The 21,615-nt window shown below is 42.9% G+C and carries 21 protein-coding genes; 14 read left to right on the forward strand and 7 right to left on the reverse strand.

Annotation, left to right across the window (positions count from 1 at the left end; translation table 11 throughout):
* The first annotated feature begins 68 nt into the window (after positions 1-68).
* Both acpP and lysM read left to right on the forward strand, forming a co-directional pair.
* Positions 69-305 carry an acyl carrier protein gene (acpP, locus tag F893_RS05945; protein ID WP_004646101.1) on the forward strand — a complete coding sequence of 79 codons (237 nt, stop codon included), beginning with the start codon at positions 69-71 and terminating at the stop codon, positions 303-305.
* 185 nt (positions 306-490) lie between these two features.
* Complete coding sequence (gene lysM / locus F893_RS05950; RefSeq protein ID WP_005095992.1) at positions 491-988, forward strand: peptidoglycan-binding protein LysM; 498 nt, start codon at positions 491-493, stop codon at positions 986-988.
* 110 nt (positions 989-1,098) lie between these two features.
* Here the strand turns inward: lysM and F893_RS05955 are convergent, their stop codons facing one another.
* Positions 1,099-1,566, reverse strand: coding sequence for an Lrp/AsnC ligand binding domain-containing protein (locus F893_RS05955; protein WP_005251109.1), 468 nt, complete (start codon positions 1,564-1,566; stop codon positions 1,099-1,101).
* Between the two features lie 140 nt (positions 1,567-1,706).
* On the opposite strand from F893_RS05955, the gene F893_RS05960 reads away from it, so the two are divergent.
* The 4 genes from F893_RS05960 (at position 1,707) to F893_RS05975 (ending at position 6,124) form a co-directional block, all read left to right on the forward strand.
* Positions 1,707-2,966 (forward strand): D-amino acid dehydrogenase, encoded by a 1,260-nt coding sequence (locus F893_RS05960; protein ID WP_004646103.1) that lies wholly within the window; start codon positions 1,707-1,709, stop codon positions 2,964-2,966.
* Positions 2,967-3,000: 34 nt separating this feature from the next.
* On the forward strand, positions 3,001-4,113 hold the full coding sequence (gene alr / locus F893_RS05965) for an alanine racemase (protein ID WP_005251112.1): 1,113 nt from the start codon (positions 3,001-3,003) through the stop codon (positions 4,111-4,113).
* 48 nt (positions 4,114-4,161) lie between these two features.
* The gene (locus F893_RS05970) at positions 4,162-4,527 is read left to right on the forward strand and encodes a RidA family protein (RefSeq protein WP_005251114.1); all 366 of its coding nucleotides are present in this window, start codon (positions 4,162-4,164) and stop codon (positions 4,525-4,527) included.
* 169 nt (positions 4,528-4,696) lie between these two features.
* The gene (locus F893_RS05975; RefSeq protein ID WP_005251115.1) at positions 4,697-6,124 is read left to right on the forward strand and encodes an amino acid permease; all 1,428 of its coding nucleotides are present in this window, start codon (positions 4,697-4,699) and stop codon (positions 6,122-6,124) included.
* Positions 6,125-6,237: 113 nt separating this feature from the next.
* Here the strand turns inward: F893_RS05975 and F893_RS05980 are convergent, their stop codons facing one another.
* A complete protein-coding gene (locus F893_RS05980; protein WP_005251116.1) occupies positions 6,238-7,362 on the reverse strand; it encodes a hypothetical protein in 1,125 nt (374 codons plus the stop codon).
* Between the two features lie 399 nt (positions 7,363-7,761).
* Between F893_RS05980 and F893_RS05985 the strand changes: the two genes are divergently transcribed.
* The gene (locus F893_RS05985) at positions 7,762-8,625 is read left to right on the forward strand and encodes an IS982 family transposase (protein ID WP_081400834.1); all 864 of its coding nucleotides are present in this window, start codon (positions 7,762-7,764) and stop codon (positions 8,623-8,625) included.
* A 78-nt stretch (positions 8,626-8,703) separates the two neighbouring features.
* On the opposite strand, the gene F893_RS05990 is transcribed toward F893_RS05985, so the two are convergent.
* Entirely contained in the window at positions 8,704-9,156 is a 453-nt protein-coding gene (locus F893_RS05990; protein WP_005251118.1) for a CopD family protein, read from the reverse strand.
* A gap of 23 nt (positions 9,157-9,179) precedes the next feature.
* Entirely contained in the window at positions 9,180-10,409 is a 1,230-nt protein-coding gene (locus F893_RS05995) for a beta-ketoacyl synthase N-terminal-like domain-containing protein (RefSeq protein ID WP_005251120.1), read from the reverse strand.
* A 272-nt stretch (positions 10,410-10,681) separates the two neighbouring features.
* Between F893_RS05995 and F893_RS06000 the strand changes: the two genes are divergently transcribed.
* From F893_RS06000 to rimI, 7 genes are all read left to right on the forward strand, one after another.
* Positions 10,682-12,166 (forward strand): EcsC family protein, encoded by a 1,485-nt coding sequence (locus tag F893_RS06000; RefSeq protein WP_005251121.1) that lies wholly within the window; start codon positions 10,682-10,684, stop codon positions 12,164-12,166.
* 156 nt (positions 12,167-12,322) lie between these two features.
* Positions 12,323-12,697, forward strand: a complete 375-nt coding sequence (gene rpsL, locus F893_RS06005; protein ID WP_002050319.1) for a 30S ribosomal protein S12 — start codon at positions 12,323-12,325, stop codon at positions 12,695-12,697.
* A 180-nt stretch (positions 12,698-12,877) separates the two neighbouring features.
* Positions 12,878-13,348: a 30S ribosomal protein S7 gene (rpsG, locus tag F893_RS06010; protein ID WP_004279240.1), complete on the forward strand. Its 471-nt coding sequence runs from the start codon at positions 12,878-12,880 to the stop codon at positions 13,346-13,348.
* 128 nt (positions 13,349-13,476) lie between these two features.
* Positions 13,477-15,612 carry an elongation factor G gene (fusA, locus tag F893_RS06015; protein ID WP_005251123.1) on the forward strand — a complete coding sequence of 712 codons (2,136 nt, stop codon included), beginning with the start codon at positions 13,477-13,479 and terminating at the stop codon, positions 15,610-15,612.
* Positions 15,613-15,704: 92 nt separating this feature from the next.
* Entirely contained in the window at positions 15,705-16,895 is a 1,191-nt protein-coding gene (tuf, locus tag F893_RS06020; protein WP_004646112.1) for an elongation factor Tu, read from the forward strand.
* A 223-nt stretch (positions 16,896-17,118) separates the two neighbouring features.
* Entirely contained in the window at positions 17,119-18,000 is an 882-nt protein-coding gene (locus F893_RS06025; protein WP_005251126.1) for a metal-dependent hydrolase, read from the forward strand.
* Between the two features lie 105 nt (positions 18,001-18,105).
* Positions 18,106-18,567, forward strand: coding sequence for a ribosomal protein S18-alanine N-acetyltransferase (gene rimI, locus F893_RS06030; RefSeq protein ID WP_005251127.1), 462 nt, complete (start codon positions 18,106-18,108; stop codon positions 18,565-18,567).
* Between the two features lie 12 nt (positions 18,568-18,579).
* Here the strand turns inward: rimI and F893_RS06035 are convergent, their stop codons facing one another.
* The 3 genes from F893_RS06035 to F893_RS06045 form a co-directional block, all read right to left on the reverse strand.
* The gene (locus F893_RS06035) at positions 18,580-19,395 is read right to left on the reverse strand and encodes an arginyltransferase (RefSeq protein WP_005251129.1); all 816 of its coding nucleotides are present in this window, start codon (positions 19,393-19,395) and stop codon (positions 18,580-18,582) included.
* A 21-nt stretch (positions 19,396-19,416) separates the two neighbouring features.
* On the reverse strand, positions 19,417-20,148 hold the full coding sequence (gene aat / locus F893_RS06040) for a leucyl/phenylalanyl-tRNA--protein transferase (protein WP_005251130.1): 732 nt from the start codon (positions 20,146-20,148) through the stop codon (positions 19,417-19,419).
* 85 nt (positions 20,149-20,233) lie between these two features.
* A complete protein-coding gene (locus F893_RS06045) occupies positions 20,234-21,538 on the reverse strand; it encodes an IS4 family transposase (RefSeq protein ID WP_004729329.1) in 1,305 nt (434 codons plus the stop codon).
* Positions 21,539-21,615 lie beyond the last annotated feature (77 nt).

Consider the following 21,615-nt stretch of genomic DNA (forward strand, 5'->3'; position numbering starts at 1 on the left):
TTCCAAATTTTTTAGATTCAATTAAACTAACGGCATTAAAAACGCCACAAGCAATGAGGAGAATTCCTGTGAGCGATATCGAACAACGTGTTAAGCAAGCAGTTGCAGAACAACTTGGTATCAAAATCGAAGAGATTAAAAACGAAGCGTCTTTCATGGATGACTTAGGTGCAGATTCTCTAGATCTAGTTGAACTGGTTATGTCTTTCGAAAATGATTTCGACATCACGATTCCTGATGAAGATTCTAACGAAATCACAACTGTTCAATCTGCAATTGACTATGTTTCTAAGAAACTGGGTTAATCGCCGATTTCAGCTTTGCTGAGCATAAAGACCACCCTCTCGGTGGTTTTTTTGTGTCTGCTTTTCACCTAAATGGAAATTTTACAATCGATTACCTTTCTGTCACCAATGACTAACTATGCCTTGGCTATTTTCATTATAAAAATAAGAGTGATATGACATTAACAACAAGAATGGAGTTCCATATGGGTCTTTTTGATTTTGTAAAAGGTATCGGTAAGAAAAATACAGCTGCCGCAGAGCCGCAGGCCGCACCAGCAAATACTACTCCAGCCGCAGCAGCACAGCCCGCAGAGCCTTCTGCCCAAGAAGTCGCAAATAAATTACTGGGCCATGTAAAAGGTCTGGGTCTTCCGATCACGGGCTTATCCATCAGTTATAATTCAACCTCGGATCTGGCCACGGTCAGAGGTCAGGTGCAAAGTCAGGCCGATCGTGAAAAAATTATTCTGGCGGTGGGGAATATTGATCATGTGGCCAAAGTGGATGATCAGCTTACGGTCAGCAGCCCTGAACCGGAAAGCAAATTCTATACGGTAAAATCGGGGGATAGCTTGTCAAAAATCTCGAAAGAATTTTATGGTGATGCCAATCAGTACAATAAGATCTTTGAGGCCAATCGCCCATTGCTCAAAGATGCTGATGATATTTTCCCGGGACAGGTATTGCGTATTCCGGCCTGATTTTTAAGTCGAAAATAAATATCTAAATATATTGTTCACCATAATGCCCCATTTGGGGCATTATTTTTTTAGAAACAGCTTGAGCGCTGAATGTTGAAAGATAAAAATAATTACCCGCCAAGATCCAGATATAAACTTTCTTTGACTTCTTCCATCACCACATAACTGTGCGAGGAGGCGGAAGCGGGCAGTTTTTTCAGTAAATCCCCCAGTAAACGCCGATAAGCACTCATTTCTTTTAAACGCGCTTTGACCAGATAATCAAAATCACCGGAAATTAAATGGCATTCCAGGACTTCTGGAATCTCAGTCAGATTACGAGCCACCTGATCAAAGACATCACCTGATTTGGCTGAGAGTTTAATTTCCAGAAAAACCAGCAGGTTGCGCTCCAGCATTTCCGGATTTAAACGGGCGTAATAGCCCATGATAATGCCTTCGCGCTCTAGCCGTTTTACCCGTTCTGAACAGGGCGTGGTCGATAGATTGACGCGTGCTGCAAGTTCGCTAATGGCAATCCGGCCATCGCGTTGCAGGATATCCAGAATCATGCGGTCAATGCGGTCTAATTTGCGCATCAATATTTCCCTCTTTTTTTTAATTCTGCCCGAAAAAATATTTATTCCACTGAATATACAGTCTGAATATAGTGAATTTAACTATTAAAGCAAAAATATACTAGTGAAATAAACTGAAAAGATGTTTGAGGGTTAAGGTAATGCGCGTATTAGTTTTGGGTAGTGGTGTGATTGGTGTGGCAAGCGCTTACTATCTGGCGCAGCAGGGAGCAACCGTGACTGTGTTGGATCGTCAGGCAGGTCCGGCGCAAGAAACCAGCTTCGGTAATGCCGGGCAGATTTCTCCAGGATACTCGACCCCTTGGGCTGCACCAGGTATTCCATTTAAGGCAGTCAAATGGATGTTTCAGCATCATGCACCGTTGGCGATTAATGTCGATGGCAGCTTGTGGCAATTGCAGTGGATGGCACAAATGCTGAAAAACTGTAATGCCCAGCATTATGCAGTCAATAAAGAACGGATGGTGCGTGTGGCTGAATATAGCCGTGACTGTTTGCGTAATTTGCGCCGTGATATTGGCATCTCTTATGAAAACCGTTCAAAAGGCACTTTGCAGATTTTCCGTAAAGATGCGCAGCTGGATGCGGTGCAGCGCGATATTGAAGTTCTGAAAGAAACCGGAGTTGAATTTGAACTACTGGACCGCGATGGATTGGCGCGTGTAGAACCGGCATTGGCACAGGCAAAAGACAAACTGGTAGGCGGTCTGCATTTACCCAATGATGAAACAGGTGACTGCTATCTGTTTACCAATGCTCTGGCAGAACATGCCAAAGGGATGGGTGTAGAGTTTAAGTTTAATCAAAACGTTGAAAAGCTGATTGTAGAAGGTGACCAGATCAAAGGTGTTCTGGTGAATGGTCAGGTACTCACGGCAGATAAATATGTGCTGGCCTTTGGTAGTTATTCACGTGATTTCCTCAAACCGCTTGAACTGAATTTACCGGTCTATCCGGTGAAAGGTTATTCACTGACCATTCCGATTTTAGATCCGGCCTATGCACCACAATCTACAGTACTGGATGAAACCTATAAAATTGCGATTACCCGTTTCGACCAGCGCATCCGCGTAGGGGGAATGGCTGAACTGAGTGGTTTTAATTTGGGTCTGAATGAAGATCGTCGCGGCACGCTGGAAATGGTGACCCGTGATTTATTCCCTGGAGGAGACATGAATCAGGCCAGTTTCTGGACAGGACTGCGTCCAATGACCCCGGACAGTACGCCAATTATTGGGAAAACCCGTTTTAAAAACCTGTTCCTGAATACTGGACATGGCACGCTGGGTTGGACCATGGCCTGCGGTTCAGGGAAATTAATCAGCGATCTGGTCTTGGCCCGTGATCCTGAAATCAGCACTGAAGGTCTTTCATTGGCGCGCTATCACCAGGCGGCTTAAGACTATCTGAGGCGGAATATTCAAGGAGGAATGTATGCCACGTCCCATTACTGCAATTATCCATCAACAGGCGCTTGCGCATAATTTAAGTGTGGCGCGCCAATGTATGCCCAATAGTCAGGTATTTGCCGTGGTCAAGGCCAATGCCTATGGGCACGGGATTGAACGTGTCTATGCTGGACTTGAAGGTGCAGACGGTTTTGCCTTTCTGGATATTGAAGAGGGCGCGCGGCTACGTGCGCTGGGATGCAAGAAGCCGCTAATGTTGCTCGAAGGTATTTTCGCTTTTGAGGATTTATTTGCATGTGTGAAGCATGAAATGAGCTTTGCCATTCATTCCCGACATCAAGTGCAATGGCTGAAACAGTTTGCCGAAATAGCGCCGGATGCACAGTTTGATGTGTATTTGAAAATGAACAGTGGCATGAACCGTCTGGGTTTCGAGCCGCAGCAATATGCAGAGATCTGGCAGGAGCTGCAACAGCTGAACACTGTCCGTTCCATTACCCATATGACCCATTTCTCCGATGCGGATGGCCAGCGTTTTAGCGTGGACGGGATTCAGCATCAAAACCTGATTTTTAGCCAGACCATTCAGGGACTTGAGGGTAAAACCTCACTCAGCAATAGTGCAGCCATTCTGCGGCATCATCAAACCCTTCATTCCGATATTGTACGTAGCGGCATCATGCTGTATGGCAGTTCACCAGATTATCCAACACACACGATTCAAGACTGGAATCTGCAACCGAGCATGAGCTTACGCAGTGAAATTATCGCCATTCAAATGATCCAGTCAGGTCAGAGCATTGGCTATGGTTCCAAATTTATTGCCACGCAGGAAATGCGGATCGGGATTGTGGCCTGTGGTTATGCGGATGGTTATCAACGACTATCGGCGACGGGTACGCCTGTGCTGGTCGATTCAATCAAAACACAGACATTAGGTCGGGTCAGTATGGATATGCTGGCCGTAGATCTGACTGCACTGCCGCAGACGAATGTCGGTAGTGAAGTGGTACTTTGGGGGCAATCTTCCCAAGGTGTGGTTTTGCCGATTGATGACGTGGCGGCCAGTTCAGGTACCATCGGCTATGAGCTGATGTGTGCAGTGACCGCTCGGGTTCATTTCCAGATTGACGCTTAAATTTTTAATTTAAATTTTATTTCAATATCCCAAACAAGGAAGATCAACATGAGACAGGACAATACAGCTATTCAGCGACTCAACAGCAATCAAATCATGAGTGCGGTGACGATTCATCAGCAAACCGTGTATCTATCGGGTCAGGTGCCGAATAGCACGGATCTGGATGTACGCGGACAAACACTGGAAGTCTTTGCAAAAATTGAGGAATTGCTTGCATTGGCCAATACTGATAAAAGCCAGTTGCTTTCTGCACAACTGTTCGTGAAAAATCTGGATGATTTTCAAACTGTGAATCAGCTTTGGGTAGAGTGGTTACAAGGTCATGGCACGCCGGCACGTGCCACGATTCAGGCAGATTTGGTTAATCCGGACTGGCTGATTGAAATTGCAGTCATTGCAGCTCGAGCTTAATTTAATTTTTAATGTTGAAATCTCCCCTGCAATCATTTAAGTCGTTTTAGTGCAGTAAATCTCACTGAACATCGCAGTAAAAAGTATGAAAATGTCATAATAAGCGTTCGAGGACTGAACGTTGTAAATTCAGCTTGATGCTGTTGTAAAGATTAAAAAGGATGTAAAAATGAAAACCACCCCGAGCACAGAAGACGTAAAATCGTCGCCGCATGAGTTGCAACGAAAACTCTCTAACCGACATTTGCAGTTAATCGCCATTGGTGGCTGTATCGGTACTGGCCTGTTTATGGGATCGGGAAAGACCATCTTTCTGGCAGGCCCTTCAATTTTGATCATTTATATGATCATTGGTGGCATGTTCTTCTTCCTGATGCGTGCGTTGGGTGAAATGCTGTTGTCTAATCTGCATTACAAATCCTTTATTGATATGGCTCATGACCTAATCGGGCCGGGTGCTGGCTATTATATTGGCTGGTCGTACTGGCTGGGTTGGGTGCTGGTAGGGATTGCCGATCTCGCGGCGATTATTAACTATCTGAGTTTCTGGCTGCCCGAAGGCATGGCCTTTACCCCGATGGGGCAGGCCATGATTAGTGTGGGTTGTGTGCTGTTTATTCTCGCGATTAACCTGGTGACGGTAAAACTGTTTGGTGAGATTGAATTCTGGTTCGCACTAATCAAGATTTTAGCCATTCTTGGTTTGATCTTTGTCGGTGGTTATATGGTGTTTAGCGGTTTTCAGGCACCGAGTGGCGCCGTCGCCAGCTTTAGTAATGTCTGGGCACATGGTGGCTTATTTCCCAAAGGTTTTACTGGTTTTCTGGCAGGCTTCCAGATTGCCATGTTTGCCTTTGTCGGGGTGGAGCTGCTCGGCACCATGGCGGCAGAAACAAAAGATCCGGAAAAGAACTTACCCAAAGCGGTCAACGCCATTCCTACGCGGATCATTCTGTTCTATGTATTATCGTTGCTGATGATCATGTCGGTTACACCATGGCATCTGATTCCTGCGGATCAAAGTCCGTTTGTGAGTTTGTTCCTGTATGCCGGTATTCCAACTTCAGCCATTATCATGAACCTGGTGGTATTGTCGTCAGTGATGTCCTCTATGAACAGTGGCGTATTCTCGACCAGTCGTATGTTGTTTGGTTTGGCACGTGATGGACAGGCGCCTCAGGCTTTGGCGCGGTTATCTAGTCGGGCAGTACCAGCCACAGGGTTATTTTTCTCCTGTGCTTTTATTATGTTGGGGGCGGCATTTCAGTATTTTGTACCAAACACGATGGAAGCTTTTACTCTGGCAAGTTCGCTGTGTGTGATCCTGTTTATTAGTATCTGGAGTATCATCATGGTGTGCTACATCCGTTACCGTAAGCAGCAACCGCAAAAGCATGCCGCTTCGACCTTTAAAATGCCGGGTGGAGTATGGATGTCTTATGTGGTATTAGCATTCTTATTGTTTGCATTGATTATTCTAAGTCTGGAACCCGATACCTTAAAGGCTCTGATGATCAGTCCTTTATGGTTGATTATTCTGGCAGTGACCTATCGTCTGCTGTATAAGCCACGTATGCGTCAGCGTGACAATCCTTAAATATTTAGATAAAAAAATCCCCGACTGATCGGGGATTTTTTTATTGTAAGCAGAATAATTTGTGAATCATCCTTCCTCTATTTTCTAAAAAAGCCAAATCATCATTCAGATAATTAAAGTTGAGGAACACAGCGCTGATAAAATTTACTTTGATTGGATGTATATTCGAAATAAATTAAACAGGTATAAATACATAGAATAAATAATGCAACCCTTGCTACTGGCGAAACAAACAAAGATGATAAAAGGATGATGAGCAAACACGGGATTATCCATACCAATACACGTTTCTTTTTTTGTTTTACAACGACTTGAATTTCCTGATTTGACATTGGTTTAGTCTGATTTTTCCACAATTCGATTTTTATTGGCTCATTGCTAAACTTAAGTTGTCGGTATTCACTATAAGCGGGCTGTAAGGCATCATGCTTCATAAAAAAATCCGAATATGAGGCAAAAATATAATTTTCGATCTGCTCTAAACTTGGTGATGCTGTGCTAACACTAAAATCCTGATTCAAATCTCGAAAGACAAGCTGAAAATTTCCAGCGTATTCATTGCGGATAAAATGAATCGATAACATGGATTCTGGATAAAAATAACTTGGGTGCAGTAGATAATTTTCATGCCGTTGCCACAGTGGGTGTTTGTGGAAATTATGGGTGAAAATTGGCAATTCGTCAGGGTTGGGATGATAAGCACGTATTTGTAAAATAAGAGCTAAATCAGGTGTAAGGCACACTTCAACTGATTGACCTACAAGTTGTTCAGGTTTAACTTCTATGGGTTGTAAAATTAAGAAATCGGGATAGCGAATATTAAAAGTCTTTTTATGGGTTTCATTTTTTAAATCATAAAATTTAAGTTCAATATTAAGCTGCTTTAATTTGGGATCATATTTTGAAACTTTGGTGATCTTGCCAAATGTCTTGAGGTATTGGTCGGAATATTGTTTTCGTGTTTTTCGAGCATATAGCCATAGATACAAACCCTCTATTTCATTTAATGTAAACAGCCCAAGAAAAAGTACAGAAATAGTCAGTTGTGGATTATTAGAATTCCATACAAGATAAATCGCGCCAATAGCAAAAATCCAATGAAAGCGAGCTTTTATTTTTTGATGAAGCTTAAGCTTTGGGCCATGCAATTTTTTAAAGTTTTTCACAGCATCTGAATATAATTTTTGAGCTTCAGGTGTTGAGGCTGTTTTAATTTCTGCGGATGAAAAGTTCTGCATAATTGACCTTTTATTTTTCATGATCTTGTTTTTGTGTTAGCTAAAGGAAAGAGTCCGTTCAGAAATATCTAGATTACTCTTTTTTGTTGTGTACATGAGTCTGATTTCATTTTTATAGTATTTTGATTTTTAAGATATTATATTAAAAATTGAATAAAAATAAAGTAATCAAGTTTTCAAAATACAGGTAATTTTCTCAAAAAGAGGAAGAGTTATGTATAGTGCAGTCATTTCCAAGACACAAACTTTCTGAATTGAATCTTAAAACGGACAGCTGTGTGCAGATTTAAATATTTAACCTGAGTTCGATATAAAAAAAGAGTAGAAAAAAAAGCCCTGTATTTGTAACATATTGGTTCTCAAGACAAAATGTTATAAAACAAGGCTTTTCAATGGATCATATTACCGAATTATTTTGTATTTTGTATTTTGGATGATTTCTGCAAAAAATTTAATGAGTCTTTAGAGAAAGCTTTAATTTCTGATCAAAAAACCAGGCTGAAAAAGTCAGCTTTAAGCTTGTCTGAAGCAATGACCATTGTCATTTTATTTCATCAATCCGGGTTTAGATTCTTCAAATATTTTTATTGCCAAATGATCGTTCCATTCTGGAAATCTGCTTTTCCTAAACTGCTTAGCTACAACCGATTTATTGAAATCATGCCCCGTTGTTTGCAAGCTCTGAGTAGTTTCTTCCATCAAGTGAAAGGAAAAGACACGGGAATCAGTATCATTGACTCCACTAAATTGGTGGTTTGCCATAATCTTCGGATTAAAAGGCATCGTGTATTTAAAGGTTTGGCCGGTCGTGGAAAAAGTAGTACGGGTTGGTTTTATGGTTTTAAATTACACCTGATTATCAATAATTTAGGTGAAATTATTAATCTCACACTTACATCAGGAAATGTTCATGATGTTGCTGTACTTGAATCTTTAACTAAAGAGTTAAAAGGAATTTTACTCGGAGATAAAGGCTATTTGAGCAAAGCAAAAGCTGAAGCTTTAGCAGCCAGAGGACTAAAAATATTGACTCCATCACGCAGGAATATGAAAAATAAACCTATTCATACTGAACAAGAAAAACAATTGCTTTGCAAAAGAGGATTGATCGAAACAGTAAATGATCAGTTAAAAAATTTGCAGCAACTTGAACATTCACGTCATCGTTCGGTCAACAACTTCATGGTGAATATTATGGCTGCTGTAGTGGCTTATTGCTTGAACCCCAATAAGCCAACTTTCCAAAATATGCTAAAAGGCTAAGTGGATTTCATCGAACTCAGGTTATTTAGATAAAAAAATCCCCGACTGATCGGGGATTTTTTTGATTACGTAGATGAATTAGAGAGTAGGTTTAACCACGACTAAAATCACCACTGCAAATAAGATCAGGGTTGGCATCTCATTAAAATAGCGCCAAAACTTGTGTGACTTGTAATGTGCATTATTAATCAGCTTCTTGCGGTAATAACCACATATTAGATGGTAAATCACCAATAAGCCGACCAGGCCGACTTTAAGGTAAAACCATAAGGCTTCATGATAGTGACGCGTTGCATCACCCCAATCCACCAAAAAGTGCGCCGTAATCAAGGTAGCCAACATGGCTGGCCACATGATGCCACGGTACAGCTTGCGTTCCATGACTTCAAAGCGCTGATGACTGACGGCATCTTCGCTCATGGCATGATAAACATATAACCGTGGCAAGTAGAACAAAGCCGCGAACCAGCAAACCACCGCAATAATATGTAATGCTTTTACCCACAAGAAAGCATCAGAAGGAGCATCCATCAAGTCACCCTAAACTGGGCAGCTTAGCCTTCCCATTTTTTGAAAATGAGACAAGCATTTACGCCGCCGAAACCGAAACTGTTACTCATCACAGTATTCAATTTTGCGTCACGTTTTTCAAGCACGATATCAAACGGTTTCGCGCCTTCATCCAGCTCGGTCACGTTGATGTTTGGCGCAATAAAGTCATTTTGCATCATCAGAACCGAATAAATCGCTTCCTGAACACCAGCAGCACCCAGACTGTGACCCGTCATTGATTTGGTTGAGCTGAGTGGAGGAACCTGACCTTCACCGAAAGCACGTTCCATTGCTTTAAGTTCTGTGATGTCACCCGCTGGAGTAGAAGTACCATGTGTATTTACATAGTCAATTTTATCGACACCGTGTTGTTTGGCTTCTTCTAAAGCCATCAGTACGCAACGTGTTGCACCTTCACCAGATGGTGCAACCATGTCGGCACCATCTGAGTTAGCTGCATAGCCTACGACTTCGGCAAGAATGTTGGCACAACGCGCTTGCGCATGTTCCAAAGACTCAAGGATCACAAAACCACCACCACCGGCAATCACGAAACCGTCACGGTCTGCAGAATAAGGGCGTGATGCTGTTTCAGGGCTGTCATTGTATTTAGAGCAAAGTGCGCCCATCGCATCAAACAACAAGCTTTGTGACCAGTGATCTTCTTCACCGCCACCCGCCAGCATTAAATCTTGTTTACCGAGTTGAATCAGGTTGTAAGCATAACCAATCGCATCGGCAGAGGTTGCACATGCGCTGGTAATGGTATGCGCCACACCTTGTAATTTGAATGCAACGCCAACGTTAGCCGTAATGGTGTTGGTCATATTACGTGGTACAAAGAAAGGACCGACTTTACGTGCACCTTTGGTTTGCAATAATTCGTTCATTTCAATAACGGAAGCAGTTGAACCACCACCTGAACCACCTGCAATACCATAGCGTGGGTTGCCAGCTAGATCTTCAACCTTTAAACCTGCATGTTCAACTGCAGCAAGAGCTGAGTTGTACGCATACATTGCACATACGCCCATAAAGCGTTTCAGTTTGCGGTCGATCCCGTCGAAATCCTGCTCGGCTGCAGCACTGACATGACTTTTGAAATTGAGTTCAGCATAAGTCGGATTAAAACGTGTTCCTGAAATCCCGTTTTGTAAAGAATGGTTTACATCCTCTAATGTATTACCAATACATGAGTTAATACCCATGCCAGTGATGACAACACGTTTCATCTACAGATCCTTATAGTTTGCTCTATGCTCAGCGCAGATATCTGGGTTTTAAAATCGCCCAATCCAGCGCTTAGCCTTATTTCATGATGGGGAACATGATAGCAGAAAGACTTTTGAAATCTTATGGCAAATGTTATGCCGTGTGACAGTCGGTTGAGTTTGTGAGTCGGCGTGTAGGGGTTTTACTAAATGAAACAGAATAAAGTTGAGATAAACGCTGACTACACCTAGTATTTATACCAAATACAAGCACATGAATGCTGAGGTAAAAAATGGTAAATGCTAATAATAAACAATCTAATGGTCTGATTTCGAATGCCTTTGGAGTGGCGAAAAAGTTCAGTTCAACCGGATTGGATTTATTGAATCATGTTGCGCCGGATTCGGTGACTAAAGCGCTGAAGCCTTCCAGCTCCGATCAGGTAATTGACGGTTCGGCGAAGACGAAAAGCGTTTTTTCAGCTAAAAAATATGATAATCCTCAGCAAATGCTTCGTGAGCATCTTCCAAATGTGTCTCGTCAACTTCTCGGGCGCCGCTTTAATACCGTGAATAATGTCGCGCATTTTGTTTCTCCAGACTTAACCGAAAAAGTGTCTAACTATTTTTATGACCGTCTCAATCAATTCAGTAATCAAACGAGTTCGGTTGATGCCATTCTGAATGAAGCGGGAGCGAAAGATTTAGAGGAACTCACTCAGGACGTCGATCGATCCAAGCGAATTTCACAGGCTTTAAGTGAACAAAACAAATGGATTGCAACGGTGCAGGGTGCAGTAAGTGGTGCTTCAGGGATGCTTGGTACTGCCATTGATATTCCAGCCTCTTTGCTCATGGCATTGCGTACCATCTATCAAGTCGGTCGCTCTTATGGTTTTGACCTGAGTAAAGAAGATGATCAGGAAATCGTTCAGCATATCTTTAGACAGATTGACCTGAGCCTGATTGCGGAAAAACAGACCTTATTATTAGGTTTAAAAGCTTTAAGTAATACACTTAAAACTCATGATATCTCGCAGTTACAAGCCATGCTAGGTTCTGATAATGATGTCAGCGCCATCAAGCAATGGTTAAGTCGTCATGAGGGAGAGGCTAAATGGGAATGGATGAATCATCTGCCAAAAATTTCTATTCTGGAGCGATTAACCAAACTGACGCCTCTGGCGGGTGCAGGTATTGGTGCTGTATATAGCCATCGTTTTGTCGAGGATGTAAATCAGAAAGCTCAGGAAGCATTCTCGCATGCACGCCAATACCTGATTCAGCATCAGGATTCGCAATTGTCTCCTTATGCTGCCTATGAAAAAGCAGTCAGTTTGTTGCAACAGGCAACTCCGAAACTCCTAAATGGTGCCTCTCACGAAGTTGAGCCTACGAAAGATAATCTGATCATGGATAAAGATATTGCGATTGAAGGCAATAACACGATTACCCAAGTCAAGCTGGTCAAAAAAGAGCAGAATGATCTAAGCTCTGAAGAAGCAGAAGTGAAGAAAGATGAAAAGGTGAGTGAAGGGCTGGAGGCACTCAACGATGAGTTGGTTGAACCTGCGGCAGATAAGCAGTCGCAACAACCGGCTTTATCCAAAACTTCATTTGATCCGGAAATCGAAGCTGAACTGCATCCAGAAGCTGCTGACGAGGCGGAAGCTGCTACAGAGACTTCACAGCAGGGTGCAGAGGATCAAGAAAACTCGGAAACTAAATCTGAAGCTCAAGACGTGACCAAAAAAGCTGGTAAAAATTCAAAAAAATAAGCGAATTTTGAAGGTAAATAAAAGCAAGCAAATGTCGTGAGAAACGGCATTTGCTTGGCTTGAGTAGGTTGACCAATTTTGCATCTTGAATTACAATTGCATGCCCTCAAAAAGTAGTAGTTTTTTGGGGCTTTTTATTAACGGGAGAATTGCCAAATGGCAACAACAAATCAGTTGATCCGCAAGGGTCGTACGACTTTAGTTGAAAAATCTAAAGTTCCTGCGTTGAAGGCTTGTCCACAGCGCCGTGGTGTTTGTACACGTGTTTACACAACTACACCTAAAAAACCTAACTCAGCAATGCGTAAAGTTTGCCGTGTTCGCTTAACTTCAGGTTTCGAAGTTTCTAGCTACATCGGCGGTGAAGGCCATAACCTGCAAGAGCACAGTGTTGTTCTTATCCGTGGTGGTCGTGTTAAAGACTTACCAGGTGTACGTTACCATACCGTTCGTGGTTCTTTAGACTGTGCTGGTGTTAAAGATCGTAACCAGTCTCGTTCTAAATACGGTACTAAACGTCCTAAAAAATAATTCGTTAAGAATTAAATTTTAAGAACGTAGAACCGCAATCCTTTATCGTCTCGCTTGTCTGATTTCTGCATTAATTTTGTGAAAATTCCAAGCGACGTATAGTAAGGCCAGCGAGTAGTACATGACACTTTGTACTCATGCTGGATAAACCTGAAGTGTCATCTTTATAGGTAGTTTAAAATGCCAAGACGTCGCGTAGTCGCTGCTCGTGAAATCCTTCCGGATCCTAAGTTCAGCAGCCAAACAATCGCTAAATTCATGAACCACGTAATGCAAGATGGTAAAAAATCTATTGCTGAAAGTATCGTTTACGGTGCTTTAGACCGCGTTCAAGAAAAATCTAAAGTAGACCCAGTTGAATTTTTTGAGACTACTCTTGAAAAAGTTCGTCCTATGGTCGAAGTAAAAGCACGCCGTGTTGGTGGTGCTACATACCAAGTTCCTATGGAAGTACGCCCATCCCGTCGTACTGCTCTAGCGATGCGTTGGTTAGTAGATGCTGCTGCTAAGCGTTCTGAAAAAACTATGGCTTTACGTCTTGCTGGCGAGTTGCTTGATGCATCTGAAGGCAAAGGCGCTGCGGTTAAGAAACGTGAAGATGTGCACCGTATGGCTGAAGCCAACAAAGCATTCTCTCACTACCGTTTCTAAGCAGATAAAACAGGCCCTATTCAGGAGGGTGACAAGACCGTCATGGTTCTGTCACCAAAGCGCTTTAAGTTGCTATGCAGCTTAAAGCGTCCTGTTTTAAACAACAAAATTTAGGAATGCTAGAAATCATGGCACGTCAAACCCCAATTTCTCGTTACCGTAACATTGGTATTTCTGCGCACATCGACGCAGGTAAGACAACCACTTCTGAACGTATTTTGTTCTACACAGGTGAGAGCCATAAACTTGGTGAAACTCACGAAGGTTCGGCAACTACGGACTGGATGGAACAAGAGCAAGAACGCGGTATTACCATTACCTCAGCAGCTGTAACATGCTTCTGGAAAGGTATGGGCAACCAGTTCGAACAACACCGTATTAACGTAATTGACACCCCGGGACACGTTGACTTCACGATCGAAGTTGAGCGTTCTATGCGTGTTCTTGACGGTGCGTGCATGGTTTACTGTGCTGTAGGTGGTGTTCAGCCGCAGTCAGAAACTGTATGGCGTCAAGCAAATAAATATAAAGTTCCACGTATTGCGTTCGTTAACAAAATGGACCGTACTGGCGCGAACTTCTTCCGTGCAGTTGAACAAGTTAAAACACGTCTTGGCGGTAATCCAGTGCCAATCGTTGTTCCAATTGGTGCAGAAGAAAACTTCCAGGGTGTTGTTGACCTAATCGAAATGAAAGCGATTATCTGGGATGAAGCATCTCAAGGTATGAAGTTCGAATATGGCGAAATCCCTGCTGAATTACTTGAGCTAGCTCAAGAATGGCGTACTAACATGGTTGAAGCTGCTGCGGAAGCATCAGAAGAACTCATGGACAAGTACCTAGAAGGCGAAGAGCTTACTAAAGAAGAAATCGTTGGCGGTATCCGTAAGCGTACATTAGCGAACGAAATCCAACCAATGCTTTGTGGTTCAGCGTTCAAGAACAAAGGTGTTCAACGTATGTTGGATGCAGTAATTGAATTCTTGCCAGCACCGACTGACGTTGAAGCGATCAAGGGTATCCTTGATGACAAAGCTGAGTCTGAAGGTTCTCGTGAAGCGTCTGACGAAGCACCGTTTGCTGCGTTAGCATTCAAAATCATGAACGACAAATTCGTTGGTAACTTAACGTTCGTACGTGTTTATTCTGGTGTTCTTAAAGCGGGTAGCCCGTGTTATAACCCAGTAAAAATGAAGCGTGAGCGTGTTGGCCGTATCGTACAGATGCACGCAAACGATCGTCATGACATCGAAGAAATTCGTGCGGGCGACATCGCGGCATGTGTAGGTCTTAAAGACACGACTACTGGTGATACATTATGTGATGAAAACCACATCATTACACTAGAGCGTATGGAATTCCCAGAGCCAGTAATTGCACTTGCAGTTGAGCCTAAAACTAAAGCTGACCAAGAAAAAATGTCAGTTGCTTTAGGTCGCTTGGCGAAAGAAGATCCATCATTCCGCGTTCGTACAGACGAAGAATCTGGTCAAACGATTATTGCTGGTATGGGTGAGCTTCACCTTGACATCATTGTTGACCGTATGAAGCGTGAATTCGGTGTTGAAGCGAACATTGGTAAGCCAATGGTTTCTTACCGTGAAACGATCAAAAAGTCTGTTGAGCAAGAAGGTAAATTCGTACGTCAAACAGGTGGTAAAGGTAAATTCGGTCACGTATACGTACGTTTAGAACCGATGGATCCTGAATCTGAAAAAGATTACGAATTCGTTGAAGAAGTTGTAGGTGGTGTTGTACCTAAAGAATTCTTCGGCGCGGTTGACAAAGGTATTCAAGAACGTATGAAGAATGGCGTTTTGGCTGGCTACCCAGTAGTTGGCATTAAAGCGACATTGTTTGATGGTTCTTACCATGACGTCGACTCTGATGAATTGTCGTTCAAAATGGCGGGTTCTTATGCCTTCCGTGATGGTTTCATGAAAGCGGATCCTATCCTTCTTGAACCGATCATGAAAGTTGAAGTAGAAACTCCAGAAGACTACATGGGCGATATCATGGGTGACTTAAACCGTCGTCGTGGTATGGTTCAGGGTATGGACGATCTTCCTGGTGGTACTAAAGCCATTCGTGCTGAAGTTCCATTGGCTGAGATGTTTGGTTACGCAACTCATATGCGTTCTATGTCTCAAGGTCGTGCGACTTACTCTATGGAATTTGCTAAATATGCTGAAACTCCACGTAACGTGGCTGAAGGCATCATTTCTAAGTTCCAATCTGGCGGTAAAAAAGGTGACGACGAGTAATCTTTCGATTACTATAAGCCCAAACTAATTCATAGTTAAACCCAAGTGCTCATGCAGTGATCCTGCATGAGTAGTTTAAAAAGGAAGATCTCATGGCTAAGGCTAAGTTTGAACGTAATAAGCCACACGTTAACGTGGGCACAATTGGTCACGTTGACCATGGTAAAACAACTTTAACAGCTGCAATTGCAACTGTATGTGCGAAGAAATTCGGTGGCGAAGCGAAAGACTACGCTGCAATCGACTCTGCACCAGAAGAAAAAGCACGTGGTATTACAATTAATACTTCACACGTAGAATACGATTCTCCAACTCGTCACTACGCTCACGTAGACTGCCCGGGTCACGCCGATTATGTTAAAAACATGATTACTGGTGCTGCTCAGATGGACGGCGCGATCCTTGTATGTGCTGCGACTGATGGTCCTATGCCACAGACTCGTGAACACATCCTGCTTTCTCGTCAGGTAGGTGTACCTTACATCGTTGTATTCTTGAACAAATGCGACCTTGTAGACGACGAAGAGCTTCTTGAGCTAGTTGAAATGGAAGTTCGTGAACTTCTTTCTACTTATGACTTCCCGGGTGATGACACTCCAGTGATCCGTGGTTCTGCTCTTCTTGCGCTTAACGGTGATGACAGCCAATACGGCGAGCCAGCGGTAGTTGCGCTTGTTGAAGCACTTGACTCTTACATTCCAGAGCCAGAGCGTGCAATTGACCTTCCATTCCTTATGCCAATTGAAGACGTATTCTCAATCTCTGGTCGTGGTACAGTAGTAACTGGCCGTGTAGAGACTGGTATCGTTAAAGTAGGTGAGTCTGTAGAAATCGTTGGTATCCGTGATACTCAAACTACTACAGTAACTGGCGTAGAGATGTTCCGTAAACTTCTTGACGAAGGTCGTGCGGGCGAGAACTGTGGTGTTCTTCTTCGTGGTACTAAGCGTGAAGACGTACAACGTGGTCAAGTATTGACTAAACCAGGTGCGATCAAGCCACACACTAAATTCGATGCAGAAGTATACGTACTTTCTAAAGAAGAAGGTGGTCGTCACACTCCATTCCTTAACGGTTACCGTCCACAGTTCTACTTCCGTACTACGGACGTAACTGGTGCGATCGCGCTTAAAGAAGGTGTGGAAATGGTTATGCCTGGTGACAACGTTGAGATGTCAGTAGAGCTAATCCACCCGATCGCAATGGACCCAGGTCTACGTTTTGCGATCCGTGAAGGCGGTCGTACAGTTGGTGCTGGTGTAGTTGCTAAAGTAACTGCATAATCGCTGATTGTGTAAGAAAAGCGCCTCTTTGAGGCGCTTTTTTTTGATCTAAACTTTTATAAAACTAAAAATAAATTGTCTGACAATGATTTTAAAAGCTGTCCTTATCTGATATCGGCTTGACCTAAACTGCACTTATGTAAAAAAAATTACCACGTAATATACAGATAAGAATATGAATATTAAATTTTCGGGCCTGGATTGGCCTGATGGGAGTGGTCACATGAATGCGAAAGTAAATATTACCAATCGTGCCGGTGCTAGTTTTCCAGTTCGTCGCATGAACTTTGATTTTGATGCTGTACCGGAATATTGGATGAATGGTTCAGCAGGTCTCACTCATTTTATGACGGCATTATCTGCGCTATTTCCAGCAGGAGAAAAGTTTTTTATAGATTCAGTCCGTGCGGTGCGTAAACATCCTGCAATTGCCAATAATGAAGCATTACAAAAAGAAATTTCCGCTTTTATTGGTCAGGAAGCCATGCATACTCACGAGCATATCGGCTTTAATGCATCTGCGCAAAAACATGGGCATGATGTCGAGACGCTTGATCATTATACCGATAAAGTCATTCAAACGACACGTAAAGTCATGGCTAAACTGGGTAAGCCTGTGGGAATTACCCAAGAAATGGTAGATTTGACTGCAACCACGGCACTTGAGCATTTCACTGCAACCATTGCCTCACAGCTTTTGACCAATAGTCACATTCAGGAATTGATGACAGATGAAACCATGAAAACCATGTGGTTATGGCATGCCATCGAGGAAAATGAACATAAGGCAGTTGCATATGATGTCTTTGAAGGAGTTTTTGGCAAAGGCCTAAAAGCCTATGCACTGCGTACTTCATCCTTGGTCATCGCAATGGCAACCTTATTTGTGGTGCAAAGCTATTTCCTCGCCCGTTTGCTTAAACAGGATCAGCAATTCAATCTTGAGTCCTTAAAAGCCATTTATACCTATGCCTATAGTCCTTCTAAAGGTGTCATTACGGGTATGGCGAAAGAAATGCTGATGTATTTTAAACCGGGATTCCATCCGAATGATCATCATACAGATCAGTTGTTGGCGACTTGGAAAGCCAAATTGGGTCTGTGACAGAACTGAAGATCAAAGAGCGATTAAAATCGCTCTTTTTTTTGCTCGATTTTTTGGATGAAGTTTCTATAATGCGGAGGTTGATTCTATATAAGATGAACGAAGATGATTCGTTTAATGCAAGCAGCGGATGTAGAAGCCGTTGCAAAGATTGAGAGATCGGTTCAATCCCATCCCTGGACTTTAAAACAGTTCAAAGATGCTGTAACGGCTTATCAAAGTACCGTGATTGAAGTGCAAGGGCAGGTGGCCGGATTTTGTATTTTACAACCGGTGCTGGATGAAGCCAATTTATTGCTCATGGCAATTGATCCGGCACAGCAAGGTCAGGGTTTGGGCTATCAGTTGCTGGAGGCTTCAGTGACGATGCTAAAAAATAATCCGGTGCAGATTTTCCTGGAAGTGCGCGAGAGTAATCAGGCTGCGATCAAGCTTTATGAAAAATCAGGCTTTCATCAGATTGATCTGCGTAAGAACTATTATCCAAATGCCAACGGAAGCCGTGAACATGCCATCATTATGGTGAAAGCATGTACGGATGATTTTGCCAGTCTGTTTAAATCATAAAAGCTGACGACCTTATTTAATAATCTGGTGATTCCATCCGCTGGGTAAGGTCGTCATTAATGAGTTTCCCAAGTGCTGAATCTCCGTGGCACTCAGGGCATGATTTAAACGTCGCCATTGTCCATCGATCAAGAGTTCCAGTGGCAGATACTGAGATTTGTAATTCATCTTGCTAGAATGCGGTACCCAATAACCCAGATAGATAAATTGCAAGCCCAGCTTTTGTGCATGTTCAATCTGTTTTAAGATCGCAAAAGCACCGAGTGAGCGGCGATTTTCATCCGGATCAAAGAAGGTATAGACGGCAGAGATGCCATCATCCAGCAGATCGCAGGTTGAAACACTGATTAGACGCTCACCTTGCCATAACTCTAGAAAGAAGCTGTCGGTACAGCTTTGTAATAAAAATTTTTCGAACTGATCCCGAGTGGGTGGGAACATATCGCCATCTGCGTGGCGTTCATTGATATAGCGTTCATACAGCGCATAATGCAGGTCCCCGGCGTGCTCTGGACTGGTAATTTTCATCACCAGATCCTGATTCCGTTTCCCGGCTTTTTTTTGTGAACTGTTCATGCGGAATTCAGCAACGGGTACACGCGAAGACAGACATTGACGACACAGATGACATTCGGGGCGATAGACGAAATCACCACTGCGGCGGAAACCGGTACGTGACAGTTCCGATAAAGTTACTACATCAATACGATGTGCAGGATCCAGAAAAACCATGCGCGCTGACTTGTTGGGCAAATAGCTACAATCATGCGGCGGCGTAATATAGTACTGTAAATCGTTCAGTAGGGCCTTTGGCTGATAAGAGTTCATAACAACTACCCTCTGTTATTTTCATTCACTTAAGCGCGCGTTTTGCGCTATTGTTTTACTTGAAAATACACCTTCCTGATACTTTTTCCAATCGATAGCAGGCTTTTTTACAATATCTTGTAAAGAATTAAGATAGGCTTGGCGAGAAAGTGTACAGGCACCCAGGCTTAACAGGTGATCGTTCACCAGTTGGCAGTCGATCCAGGGTAGTTTATTTTCCTGTCCAATCAGCATTAAAGTGTAGAAAGCCATTTTAGAAACATCGGTTTGCGTACTAAACATGGATTCACCAAAACAGCCTTGACCAATGGTCACACCATAAAGTCCACCGACGACGCGATCTTCATCCCAGACCTCAATGCTATAGCCATATCCTGCGTCGAACATGTCGCAATAGCCTGCGATAATATCTTCACTGATCCAGGTGTCGTCTGCATAAGCACGCGGCAATGAACAGGAACGAATCACCCGTTCAAAAGCATGATTGACCGTAATTTTATAGTCCTGCTTTTTCATATTGCGTAGCAGGGATTTGCTTGGATGATAATCTTCGGGGCGAATAATGCAGCGTGGTTCCGGACTCCACCAGCAAATCGGATCACCTTCTGAAAACCATGGAAATAATCCATGCGTATAGGCTTCATAAAGTGTAGAAGGGGAGAGGTCGGCACCAATACAAATCAGTCCTTCACCTTCAGGATCAACCTCGACCGGATTGGGAAAAATGAATTCTGAGGGAGGAAGTAAAGACATGGCAGACCCGACATAAATCTATAGATAAATCATCATCTCATTCTAGCAATAAAAAAGCCGCCCATAATGGGCTAATGCCAGTCAGTTAAGAAATTGACTGGCATTTTCTTGGGTATTTCTGTGGTTTTCCTTTCACAACTCGTGGGCAACTTCTAACCCTTCTCTCAGGCAAAACATACCTCTTAGATTTCTCCAGTAAACTTTCTAGATGTTTAGGTAAATTCCCTGCGGAGTCTAAAGAGTCAAATCTTAATATATTCAGGATACCGATAGATGCAATATGAAAGCTGATTCTCAAAGGACTGACTTTTGCACGTTGAGCCATATGTTTCATTTGTCTTCTTAGAATATTATAGGCAATGAAGACCCCCCATAATTCTTGATAAATTAAATCAGGTTGCTTGCTCCTCAAATGCTTACCTTCCTGTAAATCACTTTTGATTTCTCGGTAACACATTTCTATTTCCCAGCGCTGGGCATAAAGCTTCGCCAAGCCTATCAGTGGATATGCCTTTGAATCCATTAATGAAGTGATATAACGTCTAATTTTCCCTGCCTGCTCAACTTCAATCAAACGCGCTTCCCAATATTCTCCTAATGATGGATTTAGCTTCCTGGCTCTAGCTGAAAGAGGCATTTTGATTTGAAAGTCATGCGGGGAATTACGTTTAATGATCTCATAGCGTAAATTATCTTTTGCTCTCATTAACCAATGACTGGCTTCTACTCGTGTTTGCCAGTCAATCAAGAAATCAGCAGAGAAATAGGCTCGATCAAACAAGGTAATACTATGCGATGGAGGACATAATCGATTTGCCAGTGTAAGTTCACCCTGATCCATGCTACCTATTTGGGCATCAATGATTTCATGGGTGCTGGTATTTACCAGGCAGGTTGCTCTCACTTGTGGATAAGGGGCTGCAGCGGTTTTACCCTTAGATGAGCCAAAGTGTTCAAAATTCTCGTCTGTATAAGGCATAGACCAAACCACCCCGTCAACAGCACATACACTAAGGCCATGAAAGTTTGAGTATTGCTGTTGGGATTCTTCAAACCAGGCTTGGCTGAGTAGAGAAAACAAGGTATTCAAGGGCTCTCGTCCTAAACGTTGTCGTGCTTGCACTGCTGCACTGGGGACACAATATTCTGTTGTACCAAACACAAGTTTTAGTTGCTCTACGACATACCCGATCGGTTGATCTCGAAATAGGGCAAGCCCAATTACCAGCCATACCACATGTTCGGCAGGTAATTTTCTTCTCCTGATAGAAGCCTTACCTGTTTGATGTAGGCTTTCTTTAATCCAGTTTAAATCAATGAGTTCACTGAAATGGCTGAGTGAAGGCAAAGAATGTTGAAGGGTGCAATCTAAATTTTCAGATAAAGTCATAAAAAAAATGAGCGTATTGGCATACACTCATTTTTACTACATTTTTCTAATGTCTGCTTAACTGACTGGCATTACCC

This window comes from Acinetobacter sp. CIP 102136, assembly GCF_000369685.1.
GTDB classification, from domain to species: Bacteria; Pseudomonadota; Gammaproteobacteria; order Pseudomonadales; family Moraxellaceae; genus Acinetobacter; species Acinetobacter fasciculus.

Excerpts from the sequence above, each read along its gene's own strand:
- lysM (WP_005095992.1), top strand. The coding sequence starts at position 491 with ATGGGTCTTTTTGATTTTGTAAAAGGTATCGGTAAGAAAAATACAGCT.
- F893_RS05955 (WP_005251109.1), bottom strand. The coding sequence starts at position 1,566 with ATGCGCAAATTAGACCGCATTGACCGCATGATTCTGGATATCCTGCAA.
- F893_RS05960 (WP_004646103.1), top strand. The coding sequence starts at position 1,707 with ATGCGCGTATTAGTTTTGGGTAGTGGTGTGATTGGTGTGGCAAGCGCT.
- alr (WP_005251112.1), top strand. The coding sequence starts at position 3,001 with ATGCCACGTCCCATTACTGCAATTATCCATCAACAGGCGCTTGCGCAT.
- F893_RS05970 (WP_005251114.1), top strand. The coding sequence starts at position 4,162 with ATGAGACAGGACAATACAGCTATTCAGCGACTCAACAGCAATCAAATC.
- F893_RS05975 (WP_005251115.1), top strand. The coding sequence starts at position 4,697 with ATGAAAACCACCCCGAGCACAGAAGACGTAAAATCGTCGCCGCATGAG.
- F893_RS05980 (WP_005251116.1), bottom strand. The coding sequence starts at position 7,362 with ATGCAGAACTTTTCATCCGCAGAAATTAAAACAGCCTCAACACCTGAA.
- F893_RS05990 (WP_005251118.1), bottom strand. The coding sequence starts at position 9,156 with ATGGATGCTCCTTCTGATGCTTTCTTGTGGGTAAAAGCATTACATATT.
- F893_RS05995 (WP_005251120.1), bottom strand. The coding sequence starts at position 10,409 with ATGAAACGTGTTGTCATCACTGGCATGGGTATTAACTCATGTATTGGT.
- F893_RS06000 (WP_005251121.1), top strand. The coding sequence starts at position 10,682 with ATGGTAAATGCTAATAATAAACAATCTAATGGTCTGATTTCGAATGCC.
- rpsL (WP_002050319.1), top strand. The coding sequence starts at position 12,323 with ATGGCAACAACAAATCAGTTGATCCGCAAGGGTCGTACGACTTTAGTT.
- rpsG (WP_004279240.1), top strand. The coding sequence starts at position 12,878 with ATGCCAAGACGTCGCGTAGTCGCTGCTCGTGAAATCCTTCCGGATCCT.
- fusA (WP_005251123.1), top strand. The coding sequence starts at position 13,477 with ATGGCACGTCAAACCCCAATTTCTCGTTACCGTAACATTGGTATTTCT.
- tuf (WP_004646112.1), top strand. The coding sequence starts at position 15,705 with ATGGCTAAGGCTAAGTTTGAACGTAATAAGCCACACGTTAACGTGGGC.
- F893_RS06025 (WP_005251126.1), top strand. The coding sequence starts at position 17,119 with ATGAATGCGAAAGTAAATATTACCAATCGTGCCGGTGCTAGTTTTCCA.
- rimI (WP_005251127.1), top strand. The coding sequence starts at position 18,106 with ATGATTCGTTTAATGCAAGCAGCGGATGTAGAAGCCGTTGCAAAGATT.
- F893_RS06035 (WP_005251129.1), bottom strand. The coding sequence starts at position 19,395 with ATGAACTCTTATCAGCCAAAGGCCCTACTGAACGATTTACAGTACTAT.
- aat (WP_005251130.1), bottom strand. The coding sequence starts at position 20,148 with ATGTCTTTACTTCCTCCCTCAGAATTCATTTTTCCCAATCCGGTCGAG.
- F893_RS06045 (WP_004729329.1), bottom strand. The coding sequence starts at position 21,538 with ATGACTTTATCTGAAAATTTAGATTGCACCCTTCAACATTCTTTGCCT.